General features: G+C 39.4%; 21 protein-coding genes and 1 pseudogene. 9 read left to right on the forward strand and 13 right to left on the reverse strand.

Translation table 11 applies throughout. The features are described 5' to 3' along the window. Nucleotides 1-12: 12 nt before the first annotated feature. Complete coding sequence (locus P6280_RS00295) at nt 13-1,014, reverse strand: ABC transporter substrate-binding protein (RefSeq protein WP_180510068.1); 1,002 nt, start codon at nt 1,012-1,014, stop codon at nt 13-15. A 238-nt stretch (nt 1,015-1,252) separates the two neighbouring features. Between P6280_RS00295 and P6280_RS00300 the strand changes: the two genes are divergently transcribed. Both P6280_RS00300 and P6280_RS00305 read left to right on the forward strand, forming a co-directional pair. Then, a complete protein-coding gene (locus P6280_RS00300) occupies nt 1,253-1,849 on the forward strand; it encodes a peroxiredoxin (protein ID WP_000961631.1) in 597 nt (198 codons plus the stop codon). A gap of 145 nt (nt 1,850-1,994) precedes the next feature. Then, entirely contained in the window at nt 1,995-2,810 is an 816-nt protein-coding gene (locus P6280_RS00305; protein WP_000990972.1) for a MetQ/NlpA family ABC transporter substrate-binding protein, read from the forward strand. Between the two features lie 68 nt (nt 2,811-2,878). On the opposite strand, the gene mrdA is transcribed toward P6280_RS00305, so the two are convergent. The 9 genes from mrdA to P6280_RS00350 form a co-directional block, all read right to left on the reverse strand. Further along, nucleotides 2,879-4,648 carry a penicillin-binding protein 2 gene (gene mrdA, locus P6280_RS00310; RefSeq protein ID WP_283236694.1) on the reverse strand — a complete coding sequence of 590 codons (1,770 nt, stop codon included), beginning with the start codon at nt 4,646-4,648 and terminating at the stop codon, nt 2,879-2,881. After that, the gene (locus P6280_RS00315) at nt 4,629-5,072 is read right to left on the reverse strand and encodes a hypothetical protein (protein ID WP_283236695.1); all 444 of its coding nucleotides are present in this window, start codon (nt 5,070-5,072) and stop codon (nt 4,629-4,631) included. The genes mrdA and P6280_RS00315 overlap by 20 nt, the downstream gene beginning before the upstream one ends. A gap of 12 nt (nt 5,073-5,084) precedes the next feature. Beyond that, nucleotides 5,085-5,711: a ribosome biogenesis GTP-binding protein YihA/YsxC gene (yihA, locus tag P6280_RS00320; protein WP_000560446.1), complete on the reverse strand. Its 627-nt coding sequence runs from the start codon at nt 5,709-5,711 to the stop codon at nt 5,085-5,087. Continuing rightward, a complete protein-coding gene (gene lptA / locus P6280_RS00325; RefSeq protein WP_001267862.1) occupies nt 5,708-6,265 on the reverse strand; it encodes a lipopolysaccharide transport periplasmic protein LptA in 558 nt (185 codons plus the stop codon). The genes yihA and lptA overlap by 4 nt, the downstream gene beginning before the upstream one ends. Beyond that, nucleotides 6,265-6,858, reverse strand: a complete 594-nt coding sequence (locus P6280_RS00330) for a hypothetical protein (protein WP_000830982.1) — start codon at nt 6,856-6,858, stop codon at nt 6,265-6,267. The genes lptA and P6280_RS00330 overlap by 1 nt, the downstream gene beginning before the upstream one ends. Next, the gene (locus tag P6280_RS00335) at nt 6,833-7,327 is read right to left on the reverse strand and encodes a KdsC family phosphatase (RefSeq protein ID WP_212859189.1); all 495 of its coding nucleotides are present in this window, start codon (nt 7,325-7,327) and stop codon (nt 6,833-6,835) included. Before P6280_RS00335 ends, P6280_RS00330 begins: the two co-directional genes overlap by 26 nt. Continuing rightward, nucleotides 7,324-8,271 (reverse strand): septal ring lytic transglycosylase RlpA family protein, encoded by a 948-nt coding sequence (locus P6280_RS00340; RefSeq protein WP_283236696.1) that lies wholly within the window; start codon nt 8,269-8,271, stop codon nt 7,324-7,326. Before P6280_RS00340 ends, P6280_RS00335 begins: the two co-directional genes overlap by 4 nt. After that, on the reverse strand, nt 8,271-9,395 hold the full coding sequence (locus tag P6280_RS00345; RefSeq protein ID WP_283236697.1) for a lytic transglycosylase domain-containing protein: 1,125 nt from the start codon (nt 9,393-9,395) through the stop codon (nt 8,271-8,273). Before P6280_RS00345 ends, P6280_RS00340 begins: the two co-directional genes overlap by 1 nt. An 88-nt stretch (nt 9,396-9,483) precedes the next feature. Beyond that, a complete protein-coding gene (locus tag P6280_RS00350; RefSeq protein ID WP_283236698.1) occupies nt 9,484-10,248 on the reverse strand; it encodes a TatD family hydrolase in 765 nt (254 codons plus the stop codon). 74 nt (nt 10,249-10,322) lie between these two features. Between P6280_RS00350 and ribE the strand changes: the two genes are divergently transcribed. The 4 genes from ribE to P6280_RS00370 are packed head-to-tail and all read left to right on the forward strand — an operon-like array spanning nt 10,323 to nt 12,870. After that, the gene (ribE, locus tag P6280_RS00355) at nt 10,323-10,943 is read left to right on the forward strand and encodes a riboflavin synthase (RefSeq protein ID WP_220947528.1); all 621 of its coding nucleotides are present in this window, start codon (nt 10,323-10,325) and stop codon (nt 10,941-10,943) included. Next, nucleotides 10,944-11,216 (forward strand): FlhB-like flagellar biosynthesis protein, encoded by a 273-nt coding sequence (locus tag P6280_RS00360; RefSeq protein WP_001044047.1) that lies wholly within the window; start codon nt 10,944-10,946, stop codon nt 11,214-11,216. A 21-nt stretch (nt 11,217-11,237) separates the two neighbouring features. Then, nucleotides 11,238-12,221, forward strand: a complete 984-nt coding sequence (locus tag P6280_RS00365) for a methionine ABC transporter ATP-binding protein (protein WP_283236699.1) — start codon at nt 11,238-11,240, stop codon at nt 12,219-12,221. Nucleotide 12,222: 1 nt separating this feature from the next. Then, on the forward strand, nt 12,223-12,870 hold the full coding sequence (locus P6280_RS00370; protein ID WP_000625474.1) for a methionine ABC transporter permease: 648 nt from the start codon (nt 12,223-12,225) through the stop codon (nt 12,868-12,870). A 186-nt stretch (nt 12,871-13,056) separates the two neighbouring features. Here the strand turns inward: P6280_RS00370 and P6280_RS00375 are convergent, their stop codons facing one another. The 3 genes and pseudogenes from P6280_RS00375 to wecA all read right to left on the reverse strand — a co-directional run bounded on the left by P6280_RS00375 (nt 13,057) and on the right by wecA (nt 15,100). Continuing rightward, nucleotides 13,057-13,488, reverse strand: coding sequence for a hypothetical protein (locus tag P6280_RS00375; protein WP_283236700.1), 432 nt, complete (start codon nt 13,486-13,488; stop codon nt 13,057-13,059). Between the two features lie 9 nt (nt 13,489-13,497). Further along, the gene (gene lpxF, locus P6280_RS00380; protein ID WP_001867273.1) at nt 13,498-14,094 is read right to left on the reverse strand and encodes a lipid A 4'-phosphatase; all 597 of its coding nucleotides are present in this window, start codon (nt 14,092-14,094) and stop codon (nt 13,498-13,500) included. Further along, a pseudogene (wecA, locus tag P6280_RS00385) lies at nt 14,094-15,100 on the reverse strand (undecaprenylphosphate N-acetylglucosaminyl transferase WecA). Before wecA ends, lpxF begins: the two are co-directional and overlap by 1 nt. A 135-nt stretch (nt 15,101-15,235) precedes the next feature. Between wecA and pdxJ the strand changes: the two are divergent. The 3 genes from pdxJ (at nt 15,236) to tsaD (ending at nt 18,037) form a co-directional block, all read left to right on the forward strand. Beyond that, a complete protein-coding gene (pdxJ, locus tag P6280_RS00390) occupies nt 15,236-16,024 on the forward strand; it encodes a pyridoxine 5'-phosphate synthase (RefSeq protein ID WP_283236702.1) in 789 nt (262 codons plus the stop codon). A 1-nt stretch (nt 16,025) separates the two neighbouring features. Next, nucleotides 16,026-16,949 carry a 4-hydroxythreonine-4-phosphate dehydrogenase gene (gene pdxA, locus P6280_RS00395; protein ID WP_283236703.1) on the forward strand — a complete coding sequence of 308 codons (924 nt, stop codon included), beginning with the start codon at nt 16,026-16,028 and terminating at the stop codon, nt 16,947-16,949. Nucleotides 16,950-17,011: 62 nt separating this feature from the next. Beyond that, nucleotides 17,012-18,037, forward strand: coding sequence for a tRNA (adenosine(37)-N6)-threonylcarbamoyltransferase complex transferase subunit TsaD (tsaD, locus tag P6280_RS00400; RefSeq protein WP_283236704.1), 1,026 nt, complete (start codon nt 17,012-17,014; stop codon nt 18,035-18,037). Nucleotides 18,038-18,154: the final 117 nt, after the last annotated feature.

Raw genomic sequence — 18,154 nt, forward strand, 5'->3', positions numbered from 1 at the left:
CCTTTTTAAAAATCAATGCCATAAAAAGGGTTCAATTTCTGCATCCTTCAAATCAAAAACCACTTTATAATAGTCCTTAACAATCGCATTAATATCCACGCCCTTAAACGCTTCAGGGTGGGCTTTTAAAGCGATAAAAAGACTAATGAGTGGGGCTCTAGGCCCGCCAATATCCATTGTGGGGAGTTTATAAACTTGCTTGTTTTTGATAGCTTTGATAGTGGAAAACTTAGGGTTGTTTAACACATCTTCAGGAGTGAGTGGGCTTATCCACCAAATAAAGATAATCTCAGGGTTTTCTTTAACGATTTTTTCCACGCTAACATCAGCGCGCCCAAATTTGACATATTTCAAGCCGAAATTGTCTATGCCCCCTTTTTCTAAAATATCTGAATCAAGGGCTTGATGGCCACTAATCTTATTGGCCTTGTGGAAAAGCTCCACCCCTTTTTTCTTTTTGACATCTTTCAAACGCTCTTTGATAAAATCCAAAGTTTCTTGCATTTTAGCCAGCTTTTTAGAAGCGTCAATTTCTAAGGCTTTAGCTTGAGCGTCAATATCTTCCATGACTTCTGCAATGGTTTTTTCTTGGAAAGAAAGGAATGAAATCCCAAATTTTTTCGCATGCTCTACCGCTTTGGGGTTGCCCACAAAGGTTACAACAAGATCGGGGCTAAGCTTTTTTAATAATTCCACATTCAAAGCCGCCACATGATCGCTGCTCATGGATTTAATGCGTTTAGGATCTTTGAGAGTGGCTTTAACAATATCAGATTTAAAAGCGTAATCCGAAATGCCTACAACCCTATCCCAAGTATTGAACATAGCAGGCACTTCTGCAAAGCTACCCAAGTAGATTATTTTAGAAACAGGAAGCTTTATAGTTTGCTCCCCGAAATAATCCTTGACTTTGACTTCTTGATTAGAAGCGTTAGCCACGCCTAATAAAGATGAAACAATAAGCGCGCCTAAAGAATAAGAGATTAAAGCTTTTTTAAAGCGAGCGATTAGCATAACAATTCCTTTTGTATGATTTATGGAGCGATTATAACACTATTAAGGAAATACAAGCAGTAAAAATGAAACTATTTTTCACAAAATCTTAAAATTTAAAAGGAAATATCCTTTCATTAACTTTTTAAGAATATACTCCACCATGTTTCCGCTGATTGAGTGGAAAGCATAGTTAAATTAAATCTATTCAGGTTTAATTTTGATCCAACAAAATTTTAAAATACTTAAGGAGTTGTATATGTTAGTTACAAAACTTGCCCCCGATTTTAAAGCACCTGCCGTTTTAGGAAATAATGAAGTTGATGAACACTTTGAGCTTTCTAAAAATTTAGGCAAAAATGGTGCGATTCTTTTCTTTTGGCCAAAAGATTTTACTTTTGTATGCCCTACAGAAATCATTGCGTTTGACAAAAGAGTGAAAGACTTCCACGAAAAAGGCTTTAATGTGATTGGCGTGTCTATTGACAGCGAGCAAGTGCATTTCGCATGGAAGAACACCCCTGTGGAAAAAGGCGGTATCGGTCAAGTGTCTTTCCCTATGGTGGCTGATATTACTAAGAGCATTTCTAGAGATTACGATGTGCTGTTTGAAGAAGCGATCGCTTTGAGAGGCGCTTTTTTGATTGACAAAAACATGAAAGTAAGACATGCAGTGATCAATGACTTGCCATTAGGTAGGAATGCAGACGAGATGCTTCGCATGGTAGACGCTCTCTTACACTTTGAAGAACATGGTGAAGTGTGCCCAGCAGGCTGGAGAAAAGGCGATAAAGGCATGAAAGCGACTCACCAAGGCGTTGCAGAGTATCTTAAAGAAAATTCCATTAAGCTTTAATGGTTTAATTCGCCGTTTGACCAAGAGAAACTCCGTTTTTCTTGGTCAAATCCTTTCTTTTTGATTCTTCGCTTAGTTTTAAAGTTTCCGTATCGTTTTATCTTTTTATCATTTTTGAATTAATTTTGTTAATAAAGGGGTTTTTATGAATGCATTCAAGCGTATTATTAGTGTAGGGGTAATTGCTTTAGGTTTGTTTAACCTTTTAGACGCCAAACACCACAAAGAAAAAAAAGAAAACCACAAAATCACTCGTGAGCTTAAAGTGGGCGCTAACCCTGTGCCACATGCGCAAATCTTACAATCAGTCGTGGATGATTTGAAAGAGAAAGGGATCAAATTAGTGATCGTGTCTTTTACGGATTATGTGTTGCCTAATTTAGCGCTCAATGACGGCTCTTTAGATGCGAATTACTTCCAGCACCGCCCTTATTTGGATCGGTTTAATTTGGACAGAAAAATGCATCTCGTCGGTTTGGCCAATATCCATGTGGAGCCTTTGAGATTTTATTCTCAAAAAATCACGGACATTAAAAACCTTAAAAAAGGATCAGTGATTGCCGTGCCAAACGATCCGGCCAATCAAGGCAGAGCATTGATTTTATTGCATAAACAAGGGATTATCGCTCTCAAAGACCCAAGCAATCTATACGCTACGGAGTTTGATATTGTCAAAAATCCTTACAATATCAAAATCAAGCCTTTAGAAGCCGCATTATTGCCTAAAGTTTTAGGGGATGTGGATGGGGCTATTGTAACAGGGAATTATGCCTTGCAAGCAAAACTCACCGGAGCCTTATTTTCAGAAGACAAGGACTCGCCTTATGCCAATCTAATAGCCGCTCGTGAGGATAACGCGCAAGATGAAGCCATAAAAGCGCTGATTGAAGCCTTACAGAGTGAAAAGACTAGGAAATTTATTTTGGATACCTATAAGGGAGCGATTATCCCGGCTTTTTAAACGCCAAAACGCATCTTTATCTTAAGATAAAGGGCGTTTTATTCCCATAAAAATCTTGTGTGAGCCAGTTAGTTAAGATAGCCAAGCTCATAGAGTTTATTACTCATTTTCACTAACAAGCCCCCCAGTTTTGACCCCCCTTCCCCATGTTCTACTAAAATAGTGATAGCGTATTTGGGTTTTTCATAAGGTAAAAATGCGGTAATCCACGCATGGGATCGATGGAAATATTCCATATCCTTTTCTTTCATGCGATTGACGATGTTTTGAGCGATTTCCACGACTTGCGCGGTGCCGGTTTTACACGCTAAAGTAACCTTAGAACCCCTTGTGGAATGATAAGCGGTGCCGTCTTTATGGTTACACACTTCATACATGCCCACTCTCAAGGCTTGGAGCTTCTTTTTTTGAAAGCTATTTAGGGGATCTTTGAGCGGTTGTTTGCTGTTGATAGCGAAATGAGGCGTTGCCAGTTTGCCCGTAGCAATGAGTCCCGTGTAGGCGAGAACCTGCAAGGGCGTAGCCAAAAAAGAGCCTTGCCCAATAGCGGTAATGAGCGTGTCCCCAACGCGCCAATCTTGATTGAAGCGTTTGAGTTTCCACAAGTTATCCGGCACAATCCCCACAAATTCATTCGGCAAATCAACGCCCGTTTTTTCCCCAAAGCCCACTTCCCTTAAGGTTTTAGAGAGTTTTTCTATAGAGATTTCAAGCCCAAACTTGTAAAAATACACATCCACGGACTCCCTAATGGCTTTATACAAATTAGAATTGCCATGCCCTGTTTTTTTCCAGTCTCTGAATTTGCGCTTGCCCACTTCAATAAAAGGCGGGGTGGGTATGGTGGTGTTTTCTGTGATATGAAGGTTTTCCAAAAAGCTTAACCCCACTCCCATTTTAACCACAGATCCCGGCGGATACAAGGCGTTAGCGAAGCGGTTTAGTAGGGGGTTGTAAATATCATCTTGAAGTTTTTGCCATTTGTCTTGACTGATCCCGCCCACAAAATCGTTCAAATTGTATTCAGGGTAACTTCCTGCAACGAGCAATTCCCCATTTTCTGCATCCATCACTAAAATAGCCCCCCTTTTATTTTCAAAGAGCTTGTCCGCTTCTTTTTGCAAGCGTTTGTCTAAACTCAATTGCAAGTGGTTGTTGGTGCTTGGTGGCACTACTTCTAAGGTGGCTAATTCTTGATTGAGCGCATTGACGCGCATGATTTTATAGCCCACCTTGCCTTGTAAGAGCTTGTTGTATTCTTTTTCAACGCCGGTTTTACCCACAATCTGGCTGTATTGATTCTCTTCATCGTCTTTTAGATCTTGCAAGCTTGCCACCCCCACATAGCCTAAAACATGCGAAGCTAAAGCGTTATTAGGGTAGTAGCGCTTGTCTAAGGGGAGCGCAAAAATGCCTTGAGTTTGGATGAGTTTGGTATAAAGAGGTTGCATGGCAGCATAAGGAATGAAGCCAACCACTTTAATGAGGTTATGGTTATAAAGCGAATTTTCCTTTTGGTAATTGTTTAAAAGCGTTTCTTTGGAAAAGTTAGGGAAAAACTTTTGGATGATTTCAATTTTTTCTAAAAGCTCTTTTTGTTTCAATCCGCTGGGCAAAAACACGCCAAACACCAATTCATTAGTGGCTAAAACCTCATGGTTTCTGTCTGTAATATTGCCCCTTGTAGGGACTAGAAATTCCTTTTTAGTCATGTTTCGTTCAGCCAGTTTTTCATAGTATTCTTGATTTTTAACGCTTAAAATAAATAAATTTAAAACCAATAACCCCCAAAACCCTATAAAAACAAAGAGCAAAAGCTTATAGCGAAGATTTTTCATACAAACCCCACAAAGCGCTCTCTATTAAAGCAAAAAGAGCGAGAAAGCCGAGTATTTTCAAGCTCAAAGACACAGAAAAAAAGCGCGATAAATAAAGGTAATAAACCAAAAAAACATGCAAAGTTTTGAATAAAAAGCCGTCATTAAAAAGCTTTAAAGAGTTTTTATAGGCGATTTGATGGTAGATTAAAAACAGCAAAGCTAAAACGCCTAAAGTCTTTAAATGCATGCTTTCAAACCAAAACAAACAGCCAAACATGCTCAAACTGGGTAAAAAATGATCGTATTTTTTCGCATAAAACAAGAATAAAAACCCAATCATAGGGGGTAAAAAAGGCATTAAATCCCTCAAAAGGCTATAAAAATAAAAACCAAGGATCCCTAAACATAAGAAAAAAAAGGAATCTTGTTTTAAAGAGAGCATGGTTTTTGCGGCTTATAAAGGGTTAGTGAGCAAATATTTCAAAAGGGTTTGGCGCACTACTTCAAGGGTTGGGTATTTTGAAGAAAGAGCGTTAAAATGGGCGGTATTGATTAAAAAAGGTTTAGGAGCGTTTAAAAAAAGGCGGTGTTGCTCGTTTTTATTCAACTTGTCAAATTTCGTAAAAAGAGAAAGGTAGGCCTGATCGGGCCTTAAAAGGGCTTGAATATTTTCTTTAGCGTTTTTGTCAATTTCTAAATTCAAATGGCGCGCATCCACTAAATGGATAAAAAGTTTGATAGAAACCCTAACGCTCAACAATTCCCATAAAAACCCCTCCCATTCTTTTTTCAAGCTTTTAGAAACTTTAGCGTAGCCAAACCCGGGCAGATCAATCACATTAAAAGTGGCTCTTAAGGCGTTTTCTTTATCTTCCCAAGTGGTGGAAAAAAAATTCGCTAAACGGGTTTTTCCAGGCGTTGCTGAACTTTTGGCGAGATTTTTTCCTAACAAGGTATTAATAAACGAGCTTTTACCGACATTGCTGCGCCCTAAAATAACCATTTCAGAAGTCAAGCTTGCAGGGCATTGCGAAAGTTGGCTAGAAGAAGTGAGAAAATGAGCGTCTTTAATAGCGATCATGGTTTTTCCTTAGCACCTTTCTTCTTCAATTTAGCCTTACGATTTTCTTCATTAATATCTTCCATGTCAAACACAAACTTAGCGGGCCGTTTCGCGCTCCCTAACACATCAGCATAACCCTTAGTTTTGTTTAAAATGATTTCATCGCCGGTGATGACATTAGATTTCCCCACTTCTCTAACCACCGCATTTTGCAATAATTTGTATTCCCCATTCAGCGCGTTATAAATGAGCTTGTCAGCGCTCCCGCTGATTTCACGATTATCCTCTGTAAAGATGTTAAAATGCGTGTTCCCTGTGGCTTCATAGCGCTCTGGCTTTCGTTTATCGTTTAAAAACACGCTCACCTTATCCGCAAACAACCGGTCTTTACCTTTTTTGATCTGCACATTGCCTTGAATAACGGCGGTTTTGGTTTTGTCATTCGCTACAAATTTGTTGCCAGTAATTTCTAAAAGTTCTCTTTCTTTTTTCAAACCTTTATTATCTGTTTTTTGAGCGCTCATCACACTTAAAACGCTCAAACAACACACAAGAACACACCACCAACGCATTAAAACCCTCCTTTAAAAGTGGGGAATTTTTTCTTTTCTTTCTGGCTTTGTTTGATTTCATCTAAAAATAAATTAGCTTGAATGCTTTGAGCTTCAATAATGGCTAAAGCATGTGAATAAGAAATGTCAAGCCCTTCAACCTTGCTATCCTTTGAAGTGAGGATGAAACGGCCCTTGCCTTTAAAATTTTGTTCTTTATGGTTATAAATCCCTGTTTCACTCCAAAAACTAGAATCATCGCTTCTTTTATAAGTTACCCCATTAGGGAAGAAATACAAATCCTGCTGCCGTTTGGCTTTAGGGGATTCAACGCTTTCTATCGTGTCTTCATCATAGCGCTTGATCTTAGAATCAAAAAAGATCTCATGATCATCATATTGCAAAGCTTTTTTGCCTTCTATGGACAGATCAAGGATTTTATCGTTGATTTGAAACGCTTTAAAATTTTCTAATTCAATTTTAGGGATATTTTCTTTAGAGACCACGCTAGTGGGTTGGGAACGCAAAAAGAAAAAAACTAACCCTATCATGATGAAAGACAAAACCACAAAAAAGTTTAAAACGCTATTAGAGGTAAAGCTTGAGCGCTTCATCTTGCAAGCCTTCTAATGTTAAAAGATAATCAATCGCTTCCCTAACAGCCCCCTTACCCCCTGAGTTTTGCAACACTTTATAGGCTTTGCTTTTAAGCAAGGGGTGCGCATCAAAAGGAGCGAAACTCAAAGCGCATGCCTTAAACATGCCTAAATCGTTATAATCATCGCCTACGCATGCGGTTTCTTGTGCACTTAATTGCAAGTCTTTTTTGAGCCGCTCCACAACCACGCCTTTATTTTCAACACCCATAAAAACAAACTGAACGCCCAAACTCTCCATGCGTTTTTTGACCATTATTGAAGTTCTTCCTGTAATGATAGCGATTTTTTTGCCTAATTTTTGCCATAGCGCCATGCCAAGCCCGTCTTTGACATTAAAAGCCTTCATCTCGTGAAAATTTTCATCAAAATACAACGACCCATCTGTGAGCGTGCCATCCACATCTAAAAGCAATAACTTAATCATTCTCTGGTTAAAACCGCATTCTGGTTATATTTTTTCATAAAATCCCTAGCCTCTTCTTCGCCTTGAAACCCTTGAACTAAAACTTTATACAAATCGTCTTTAAAAGCGACCTTAACGCTGTAATTTGGATTTTCTGCTTGCAATTTATCCGCTAAAGTTTGAGCGCCTATTTGGTTTCTAAAAGCCCCCATTTGCAAAGAAAATTTCCCTCCGCTCACGCTTTTTTCGCTCTCGCCGACTTTAAATTCCTTGTGTAAGATCTTTGAAGAGTTAGCGTTAAAGGATTGCTCGTATTGATTAGAGATAACCCCACCAAAACCCAAAACAATAAGACGCACGCTGGCTGTGCCTTTTTTAACCATGTCAATATCCCTAGCGGCCGCATTAGACAAATCAATGATGCGATCGCTCACAAAAGGCCCTCTATCGTTGATGCGCACAATGGTGCTTAAATTGTTTTCAACATTGATGACTTTCACCACGGTGTTCATGGGTAAAGTCTTGTGCGCGGCGGTGTGGGCATACATGTTATAAATTTCCCCATTACTGGTTTTTTTGGCATGGAAATTGGGGCCATACCAGCTCGCAATGCCATCAAATTTTTCGCCTAAATCCACTTTAGTGGGGTAATACCACTTGTTCCCCACTTGATAAGGGCGCATGGTGGCTCTTTGGATCGCGCTAGAATCGCGCATGCCGTTATCTAGTGGCTGATCTTTTGTGTTGCCATCTTGCGAATTGGAGTAGCGTTTGAAATGGCGTTCAAAAAAATTGCGTTTATAGGTGGCTTTTTTGGTTGTCGGGTCATAGTCTTTAGCGTTTTCATAAGCGCGCAAGCCTTCATGCTTGTAAGACAAATTCTTTACCCCCTCTTTTTTAACCGCACAAGCGCTAATCAAAAAAACAACGCCTAAAAAACAAACTCTTTCCAACGCCAAACCCATTAAAATTCCCTTGTAGCGAGTAATTTTTTGTTGGTGGGGATGATTAAGCGCTGGTGGATAAAAATGTTAGAATCTTTGAGGTTATTGGCTAATTGGATACTGGAAATGCTGACTTGATAGCGTTTAGCGATAGAAGATAAGGTTTCTTTAGGCAAGACCACATGGGTGATAAAAGGGCTTTTTGGACTAGCTTGAATGTTTTTATTTTGTTTGAGCTGGCGTTGTTTGAAAAGAGCGAGTTTTTCATAAGGGATATAAATGGTGTAGGTGGGGTCTTTAGAAGGCAGAATGTTATAGCGGAATTGGTGGTTGTAAGATTTTAAGGTTTCTAAACTCAAGTTTAAATTTTTGGCCACTTGGATTAAAGAAGTGTGCCTTTTAAACGGAACGCCCACTAAACTCACCCTCGCCCCACGATTGAGCAGATATTCTTTATCTTTGAGGTTGTCTAGGCTGTTGAATTTTAACGCCAGGCTTAGAATGGAGCGGATATACTCTCGTGTTTCTTTGGGGAGGTATTTTTTATCTTCATCTAACAAAATCTTAATGTCCGAAGTGCCGGCGGCTTTAATGGCGTTTTGAACCTTGCGTAAGCCGTAATTATACGCCATAGCGACCAAATACCACTCCCCGGTTTGCTTGTAGAGCCGTTTCAAGTAAGTAATAGCCGCTTGAGTGCTTTTAATGGGATCTCTTCTTTCATCAATGTAATGATTGACTTTAAGCCTTAATTCTTTAGCCGTGCTTGGCATGAATTGCCAAATCCCTACCGCTTTTTTCCTGCTATAAGCCCTTGATGAAAATTTAGACTCTGCCATCGCTAAAAACAAGAATTCTTGCGGCACGCTCGCTTCTATTAGCATGTTTTTAATGATGGGGATGAATTGGTAATTCACATCAAATCTTTTGACTAACTTTTTCCACTCTTCTTCTTTATTCATTTTTTTTAAAGCGTTTGGCATTTGGGATAAAAAGCCCGCATTAACCCCAAAAGCCTCTAGTGCTTTGGTGTCAATATTGGACTCAAAAGCCATTTTCGCATGGCCTAAAGAAGCCAATAAAAGCCAATGGGTAACAAAAAAAACCAACCATTTTTGACTAAAACACTTCATTCTTTTTGGCATCACATCCTAATAACTACAGCTATTCAGCTTTTAAAATAGCCTTGATTATAACTAAACTTGAATAATACTTTCTAACACAGCCCCATTTTTAGGGGAAACTAAAGAGCGTTTGGGCGTTATGCGTGCTTAAAGAAGCGAGCTCTTCAATCTCTATGTTGATGATTTCGGCAATTTTTTGAGCGATTAAAGGGATATACATAGGGCTATTTCTGGTGCCTCTAAAAGGGTGTGGGGTCAAATAGGGCGAATCTGTTTCTAAAAGAAGCCTGTTTTTAGGGATTTTAGGGAGGATCTCTACCAGTCTTTTAGCGTTTTTAAAAGTGCTAACCCCTCCTATCCCATAGTAAAAACGATCGCTCAGTTCCAAAAGCATGCCATCAGCGTTAAAGCAATGCAACACCCCAAAAGCCTTAGGATAGCTTTTTAAAATATTCAAACTATCAAAACTCGCCTCTCTGATGTGGATAATCAAGGGCTTGTTGTGTTGGATAGAAAATTCAATCTGTTTGGTAAAAATTTCTTTTTGTTTGTTTTTATAATTTTCTCTTTCATGTAATTCAGGCAAGCGGTAGTAATCCAGTCCGCATTCGCCTATCGCCACGCATTTTTGATGCTCAACAAACTTTTCAAACAGGCTTTCATCAAAGCTTTCCACATCATAAGGGTGAGCGCCGATGGCAAAAAACACGCCTTCAAATTTTTCGCTAATTTCTATCGCTCTCTTCAAATCTTTCATGTCTGCACCCGGAATCACGCACTGAGTAACGCCTTTTTCTAGGCTTGCTTTTAACACTTCTTCTAAATCGTTTTCATAATCCTTGTGATCCAAATGGCAATGCGTATCAATAAACATGCTTTTATCCTGTGGTTTTATTTAATATGTTACAATGTTTAAGCATTCTAACATAAGGAAAATAATCATTAACGATGTTCAGCGGCATAATCCATCAAATAGCTAGAGTAAAAAGTTTCCAAAACAATATTTTAAGCGTAGAGAGCGATCTCAACCCCAAGCTTGGCGATAGCATTGCGATCAATGGGGCGTGTTTGACCGCCATAGAAAGTTCAAAAACGCATTTTAGCGTGGAATTGAGCCAAAAAACCCAAAACAGCGTAGCGTTAGAAAATTACAAGGATTTAGTCCATATTGAGCCAGCCCTAAAAGCCGATGCGAGTTTGGATGGGCATTTTGTGCAAGGGCATATTGACGCTATTGGGGTCATTGAAAAAATCATTCATCATTCCAATCAAGTGGATTTTTTCATCAGCGCTTCTAAAGAAACGCTTCTATTGTGCGTTGAGCAAGGCTCTATCGCCATTGATGGGGTGAGTTTGACTTTAAGCAAGGTAGAAGAAAAGGGGTTTTGGCTAACGATTATCCCTTATACTTTAGAAAACACCCTTTTTAAGACTTACAAACTCAAACGGCGCGTGAATATTGAAACGGACATGCTGGTTCGCAGCGTTGCGTCTATTTTGAAAAAAACAAAAGGGTTTGAAAAAAATTTCTCTTGGAATGACGCGGATTCTTTGACTTTAGGGTATTAGATGAATAAAACCATAAAAGCCGCCGCTCTAGCCTATAACATGGGGCAAGATCATGCCCCAAAAGTGATCGCAAGCGGGGTGGGCGAAGTGGCTAAAAGGATCATTCAAAAAGCTAAGGAATACGATATAGCGCTCTTTTCTAACCCCATGCTGGTGGATTCGCTTTTAAAGGTGGAATTAGACTGCGCGATACCTGAAGAATTGTATGAAAGCGTGGTGCAAGTGTTTTTATGGCTCAATAGCGTGGAAAATAACGCGCAAATGTCCAAGTGATTGGGGTATAAAGTTAAAACGATGGTAGTAGAATTAAAAAACATTGAAAAGATTTATGAAAACGGATTCCATGCTCTAAAAGGCGTGAATTTGGAATTGAAAAAAGGCGATATTTTGGGCGTGATAGGCTATTCAGGGGCGGGGAAATCCACGCTCATTCGCCTAATCAATTGCTTAGAGCGCCCCAGCTCTGGCGAAGTTTTAGTCAATGGGGTCAATCTGTTAAAATTAAAGCCTAAAGAATTGCAAAAAGCGCGCCAAAAAATAGGCATGATTTTCCAGCATTTCAATTTATTGAGCGCTAAAAACGTGTTTGAAAATGTCGCTTTCGCTCTAGAAATCGCCCAATGGGAAAAAACTAAGATCAAATCCAGGGTGCATGAATTGTTGGAATTGGTGGGGCTAGAAGATAAAATGCATTTTTACCCTAAACAGCTCAGCGGTGGGCAAAAACAACGAGTGGCGATCGCTAGGAGTTTAGCGAATTGCCCTGATTTGTTGCTTTGCGATGAAGCCACATCCGCGCTGGATTCTAAAACCACGCATTCTATTTTAACGCTTTTAAGCGGCATTCAAAAAAAGCTTAATTTGAGTATCGTTTTCATCACGCACCAGATTGAAGTGGTTAAAGAATTGTGCAATCAAATGTGTGTGATCAGCAGCGGCGAAATTGTGGAAAGAGGCTCGGTAGAAGAAATTTTTGCTAACCCTAAACATGCCGTTACTAAAGAATTGCTTGGTATCAAAAACGAGCATGGGGATCAAAAAAGCCAAGACATTTATCGCATCGTGTTTTTAGGGGAGCATTTAGACGAACCGATCATTTCTAATTTGATCAGGCGTTTTAAAATAGACGTGAGCATCATTTCAGGCAATATTGAAGAGCTTACGACTAAAGATATAGGGTATTTAGTGGTGCGGTTTTTAGGCAATGTTGCAGAGATTCAAAGGGCTTTAGAGTATTTAAACGCTTTAGGCTTACAAGTGGAAAAATTAAAGGATTAACATGATTTCTCAAATGCTCATTCAAGCCACGCTAGAAACGCTTTATATGGTGTTTGTAGCGAGCTTTTTGGCGGTTGTTTTTGGCTTGCCTTTGGGGGTTTTATTGTTAGTGAGTAAAAAAGGGCATTTGTTAAACAAACCCCTTTTGCATAAAATTTTAGACACTTCTATCAACATGACTCGCTCTTTCCCTTTTATCATTTTGATTATTTTGCTCTTGCCTTTATCGCGCTTTTTGATTGGCACAAGCATTGGCTCTAGCGCGAGCATTATCCCGCTAGCCATTTCAGCCATTCCTTTTGTCGCAAAGCTTTTTGAAAATTCTTTAATGGAAGTAGAGCATGGCAAGATTGAAACCACTTTAAGCTTGGGAGCGTCTAATTTGGAAGTCATTAAAATGATGCTTTTAGAGAGCCTGCCCTCTTTAGTGAATAATATCACCATCACCTTAATTTCTTTAATAGGCTATTCGGCTATGGCAGGAGCGTTAGGAGCTGGGGGTTTGGGGGATTTAGCCATTAGGATTGGCTATCAAAGTTATAGGGGCGATGTGCTTTTTTATGCGGTGGTCGTGATTATTGTTTTAGTGCAAATCATTCAAAGCGTGGGGGATTATGTGGTGAAACGCCTAAGAAAGCATAAATATTAGGGATTTGGTTCTCATCAAATACGAATATCCAAAGCCAACTTTAATACGCTTTGGTTAATGGGGTTTTTAAGCTTTGTTTATGGCAAAACTCAATTCTCTAAGAACGCTTTTAAAAGGTTATCGCTCAAACTGAATGAGAGCTTTTTACGATGGATATTCAATTAAATCCTCATGCAAAAATTGGCTTTATTTTGCACCGTTGATGAATTTATCCATCTGTTTTTCTAATTCTATGATTTGCGTTATCGCTCCTTCTAAAATTTCAAAATTTTTAGCGTTTTTTGGGGTAATGCATGCAAGCTTGTTGGAAGTTTTTTCTAACGATCGGATGTCTTTAAGCAAGGTTTTTAAAACTTCTACGCTTTTAAAATCCTTCTCAAAATAACCATCAAATTGCTGTTCTGTTTGAGATAAGTTCTCTAAAAAAGCGCTTTGAAGGCGTATTTGGGTGCGATCATGCCCGGTTTTAACACATGTTTTATAGGTTTTATCAATCATAACAAAAGCGTCTTTGGCTTTCAAAAAAGCCTTTGAAAGCTCAACGATGATTTCATAATGTTCGCCTTGCGCTCTTAAAAACCCTAAAAAAAGCAAAATGAGTAATAACTTTTTTAGCACTTTATCCCTTTACCATTGATAAGAAAAGCTCACCCCATAGCGGCTACTGCCCTTAAAATCGCTAGAGATTTCAGGATAGAGCATCCATTGTTTAGGTTTGTAGCGTGAAGTGAATAAATAAGCAAACCCCCATGCGATAAGGCTACCGATCGTAACTTGCAAGATCGTGTGTTGTTCTGCCACCACTCTGCTGGCATCAGTGAGGATTGCAAGAGCGATCACAGGAAGAGCCGGTTTCCACCCATAGCGGTAATACACAAACCCAGCTGCGCTAAACACCCCTCCAGCGTGCCCGCTTGGCATGCCTCTCCAAGAATTACAGCATGGGCGTTTAGCAAATTCCACTCTAGCCCCATCTTTATGAGCGGTGCTAAAAGCCCCTTTAAGGCCATAAATCACTCCTTGAGTAACCAATGTGCCAACCGCTAATTCCCCTAAACCTCTATAATCGCGCATCGCCAAACTGACCGTGCCTACAAAAATAGGCAAAAACCTAAGCACATCGCCGATCTCTTCTAAAATGTATGCCCCCTCATTGATCGGCTCACTCCTTAAAGGATATACCCATAAGAGCAGGCTCAAAAAAAGACTTTTGAGTTTTTTCATTAAAACGCTCGCTTTTCTAAAGCACAAACCCGCCTGTTCAAATAAGCATAGCCTATTAAATAGCATGCGATAAAGACTAGGCTAATGATAATGAGCGCATAAGCGTTTAAGCGAAAAAAGACGCTTGTTAAAATAAAAGGCAGGTTGCACAGAATAAGGATAAACGCGCATAAAGGGTTGGGGTAATTTAAAGAGCGTTGTTGCAAGAATTGGAATAAAAGGGTGTGCAAATGCAAATTATCTGGCATGGTGGCTTTCTGGCGTTTTATTTTGCGCCTAAGGATACTAAAAAGCACCTCTATGACCGGATAAAGCATTAAATTGAGCCCAAAAAACACGCTGATTTTTTGCTCTAAACTCAAATTCAAAAGGGAAATCCCGCACACCAAACCCAAAAAATACGCCCCCCCATCGCCTAAAAAAATCTTTCCTAAAGGAAAATTTAACACCATAAACCCAAGCACCATGTAAGCCAGTAAGCAAGACAAATTGCTAGGGTCTATATAATGAATGACTAAAAGCGTAATCGTGCAAATCCCTGACGCAAGCCCGTTAAACCCGTCAATAATATTGATAGCGTTACTGATACCCACTAGCATAAAAACAGCGAATAAAAAAGCGATAAAATAAGGCAAGCTAAAAAGGGGCGAAAAATCGCTCACCACTAAAGGCGTTGATGAGATGATGCAAACGACCCCTATGGCTTGCAAAATAAGGCGTATTTTGGGGCTGAGTGAAAGATTAATGTCTTCTAAAAAACCGCTCAAAAACACTAGCGATAGCCCCAAAAAAACAAAAAATCCCTTAAAAGGCGTTTCAAAAGACTCAAAAAGATAAGCTAACACAAAAGAAAGAAAGATCCCAAGCCCCCCGGCTCGTGGGGTTCTTGCATGATGAAAGCCTTGTATTTTATTAGCGTTATCCACAAAGAGCGTGGATTTTTTAGACCACAAAACAATCAAAGAGCAAATGAAGAGACTGGTTAGAAAAATAGCACCCATAACACTTTTTATTGGATTTAATTGGCATTTTGTTTTGGGTATTATAGCAAAAGATAGCTTGATGATAAAATCTTATAGGTATAAGAGGCGGGTTTTATGTTACAATTTCAAAAATCATTATTATAAAATAAAGGATAGTCATGCGTTTTGGATTGAATATTGATCACATTGTTACTTTAAGAGAGATAAGAAAAACTTATGAGCCTGAGATTTTAGAAGCCCTATTCATCGCTAAAAACACCCATAAAGTGGATTTAATCACCATTCATTTGAGAGAAGACAAACGACACATTCAAAATGAAGATGTTTTGAGGCTACTTGAAATAAGCCCTTTGCCTATCAATATTGAATGCTCTATTAATGCTGGAATCACTGATTTTTTATGCTCTTTGAAAAATAAGCCGAGTAAGGTTACAATTGTGCCTGAAAACAGAAATGAGGTTACGACAGAGGGGGGATTGGATTGCTCATTAAAGGGTTTAGGAGAGGTGATTAGAGCGTATCGCAATAAAGGCGTTGAAGTGTCTTTGTTTGTTGATCCTTTAAAAGACGCTCTGCATTTTGCAAAGGAGCATCAAGTCAAGCAAGTGGAGTTCCACACCGGGGTGTATGCGAATTTGCACAATGTTCTATATTCTAACGCTAACAACCAAATCCATGCCATTAGCGTGCTCAAAGACAAAAGCCCTAAAGAATTGAAAGAAGAATTGCACAACGCCTTTTTGCAATTAAGAAAAATGAGTAAAGAAGCGTTTTTTATGGGTATCACGGCGTGCGCGGGGCATGGGTTGAATTATTCTAATGTGAAAGAATTGTTAAAAATCCCCTCTTTAAGAGAGCTTAATATCGGTCATAGCGTGATTTCAAAAGCGGTTTTTGTGGGATTAGAAAAAGCGATTTTAGAAATGGCGCAACTCATTAAGCGATAAAATGGCTAAAAAGAAAATTGCGATCAGTTGTGGGGACATTCAAGGCGTAGGGTTAGAATTGATTTTAAAAAGCCATAAGAAAGTGAGCGTGCTATGTGAGCCGTTGTATCTCATTGATGGCGAACTTTTAGAGCGGGCCAATCAATTGCTCAATAACGCTTATGAAACTAAAACGCTTAACACGCTCGCTATCAATGCCCCCTTACCCTTATTAAATTCTGGCACGATAGGCAAAGTTAGTGCTCAAAGCGGGGCGTATAGTTTTGAGAGTTTTAAAAAGGCTTGCGAGTTAGCGGATGATAGAGAAGTGGATGGCATTTGCACTTTGCCTATCAACAAACTTGCATGGCAACAGGCTCAAATCCCTTTTGTGGGGCATACCGATTTTTTAAAACAACGCTATAAAGATCATCAAATCATCATGATGCTTGGGTGTTTTAAACTCTTTGTGGGGCTATTTAGCGACCATGTGCCTTTAGAGGCGGTTTCTCAACTCATTCAAGTGGGAGCGTTAGTTCGGTTTTTGTTAGCGTTTCAAAAAAGCACTCAAGCTAAAATCGTTCAAGTGTGTGGTTTTAACCCTCATGCGGGCGAAGAGGGCTTGTTCGGGAAAGAAGATGAAAAGATTTTAAAAGCCATTCAAAAGAGCAACCAAATACTGGGCTTTGAATGCTTTTTAGGGCCTTTGCCCGCTGATAGCGCTTTTGCCCCCAATAAGCGCAAAATAACCCCTTTTTATGTGAGCATGAGCCATGATGTGGGGCTAGCCCCTTTAAAAGCACTCTATTTTGATGAAAGCATTAATGTGAGTTTGAACGCCCCCATTTTACGCGCCTCTACTGACCACGGCACAGCGTTTGATATTGCTTATCAAAACAAAGCGAACAACAAAAGCTATGTGAATGCGATCAAATACTTGGCTTAAAGATTTTAAAATCCAAGCCAACAAAGTACAATTCAAGCAAAAACACCACCCAAAGATAAAACATGATTTTAAGCATTGAAAGTTCTTGCGATGACAGCTCTTTAGCCCTTACAAGAATAAAGAACGCTAAGCTCATCGCTCATTTTAAAATCTCTCAAGAAAAGCACCACAGCTCTTATGGGGGCGTTGTGCCTGAGCTCGCATCGCGCTTGCATGCTGAGAATTTGCCGCTCTTATTAGAACGCATCAAAATCAGTTTGAATAAGGATTTTTCCAAAATTAAAGCCATCGCTATCACCAATCAGCCAGGTTTGAGCGTTACCTTAATAGAAGGTTTGATGATGGCAAAAGCCTTGAGCTTGTCTTTGAATTTACCCTTAATTTTAGAAGATCATTTGAGAGGGCATGTGTATTCGCTCTTTATCAATGAAAAACAAACCTGCATGCCTTTAAGCGTGCTCTTAGTTTCTGGGGGGCATTCTTTGATTTTAGAGGCTAGAGATTATGAAGACATTAAAATCGTTGCCACGAGTTTAGACGATAGCTTTGGGGAGAGTTTTGATAAGGTTTCTAAAATGCTTGATTTAGGCTATCCAGGAGGCCCCATAGTGGAAAAATTAGCCCTTGATTATGCGCATCAAAACGAGCCTTTAATGTTTCCTGTCCCTTTAAAAAACAGCCCGAATCTGGCTTTTAGTTTTTCAGGTTTAAAAAATGCGGTGCGTTTGGAGGTTGAAAAAAACGCCCCCAACTTGAATGAAGCGATCAAACAAAAGATTGGCTATCATTTTCAAAGCGCGGCTATTGAGCATTTGATCCAGCAGACTAAACGCTATTTTAAAATCAAACGCCCTAAAATTTTTGGCATTGTGGGGGGAGCGAGCCAAAATCTGGCTTTAAGGAAGGCGTTTGAGAATTTGTGCGATGAGTTTGATTGCAAGCTTGTTTTAGCCCCTTTAGAATTTTGCAGCGACAATGCCGCCATGATAGGGCGATCCAGCCTAGAAGCTTATCAAAAAAAACGCTTTGTCCCTTTAGAAAAGGCCAACATCTCACCAAGAACGCTGTTAAAAATGGGGGTTGAGTGAATGGGTGCGAAAGAAGTTTAAGTTTTTTGAGTAATTCTTCTGCACCGTTTACTGTAAATTTATGTAGGGATTAAAATAGAGATCATAAAAAGATGGTTATTGTGTGAATATCAAGAG

Source organism: Helicobacter sp. 219-2 (assembly GCF_030053225.1).
Taxonomy (GTDB): domain Bacteria; phylum Campylobacterota; class Campylobacteria; order Campylobacterales; family Helicobacteraceae; genus Helicobacter; species Helicobacter pylori_C.

Coding starts and splice junctions, on each gene's coding strand:
- lpxF (WP_001867273.1), bottom strand. CDS start 14,094: ATGAAAAAACTCAAAAGTCTTTTTTTGAGCCTGCTCTTATGGGTATAT.
- P6280_RS00295 (WP_180510068.1), bottom strand. CDS start 1,014: ATGCTAATCGCTCGCTTTAAAAAAGCTTTAATCTCTTATTCTTTAGGC.
- P6280_RS00330 (WP_000830982.1), bottom strand. CDS start 6,858: ATGAAGCGCTCAAGCTTTACCTCTAATAGCGTTTTAAACTTTTTTGTG.
- P6280_RS00370 (WP_000625474.1), top strand. CDS start 12,223: ATGATTTCTCAAATGCTCATTCAAGCCACGCTAGAAACGCTTTATATG.
- yihA (WP_000560446.1), bottom strand. CDS start 5,711: ATGATCGCTATTAAAGACGCTCATTTTCTCACTTCTTCTAGCCAACTT.
- P6280_RS00340 (WP_283236696.1), bottom strand. CDS start 8,271: ATGGGTTTGGCGTTGGAAAGAGTTTGTTTTTTAGGCGTTGTTTTTTTG.
- mrdA (WP_283236694.1), bottom strand. CDS start 4,648: ATGAAAAATCTTCGCTATAAGCTTTTGCTCTTTGTTTTTATAGGGTTT.
- ribE (WP_220947528.1), top strand. CDS start 10,323: ATGTTCAGCGGCATAATCCATCAAATAGCTAGAGTAAAAAGTTTCCAA.
- pdxA (WP_283236703.1), top strand. CDS start 16,026: ATGGCTAAAAAGAAAATTGCGATCAGTTGTGGGGACATTCAAGGCGTA.
- P6280_RS00315 (WP_283236695.1), bottom strand. CDS start 5,072: ATGCTCTCTTTAAAACAAGATTCCTTTTTTTTCTTATGTTTAGGGATC.
- P6280_RS00300 (WP_000961631.1), top strand. CDS start 1,253: ATGTTAGTTACAAAACTTGCCCCCGATTTTAAAGCACCTGCCGTTTTA.
- P6280_RS00335 (WP_212859189.1), bottom strand. CDS start 7,327: ATGATTAAGTTATTGCTTTTAGATGTGGATGGCACGCTCACAGATGGG.
- P6280_RS00360 (WP_001044047.1), top strand. CDS start 10,944: ATGAATAAAACCATAAAAGCCGCCGCTCTAGCCTATAACATGGGGCAA.
- lptA (WP_001267862.1), bottom strand. CDS start 6,265: ATGCGTTGGTGGTGTGTTCTTGTGTGTTGTTTGAGCGTTTTAAGTGTG.
- P6280_RS00365 (WP_283236699.1), top strand. CDS start 11,238: ATGGTAGTAGAATTAAAAAACATTGAAAAGATTTATGAAAACGGATTC.
- P6280_RS00350 (WP_283236698.1), bottom strand. CDS start 10,248: ATGTTTATTGATACGCATTGCCATTTGGATCACAAGGATTATGAAAAC.
- P6280_RS00305 (WP_000990972.1), top strand. CDS start 1,995: ATGAATGCATTCAAGCGTATTATTAGTGTAGGGGTAATTGCTTTAGGT.
- P6280_RS00345 (WP_283236697.1), bottom strand. CDS start 9,395: ATGCCAAAAAGAATGAAGTGTTTTAGTCAAAAATGGTTGGTTTTTTTT.
- tsaD (WP_283236704.1), top strand. CDS start 17,012: ATGATTTTAAGCATTGAAAGTTCTTGCGATGACAGCTCTTTAGCCCTT.
- pdxJ (WP_283236702.1), top strand. CDS start 15,236: ATGCGTTTTGGATTGAATATTGATCACATTGTTACTTTAAGAGAGATA.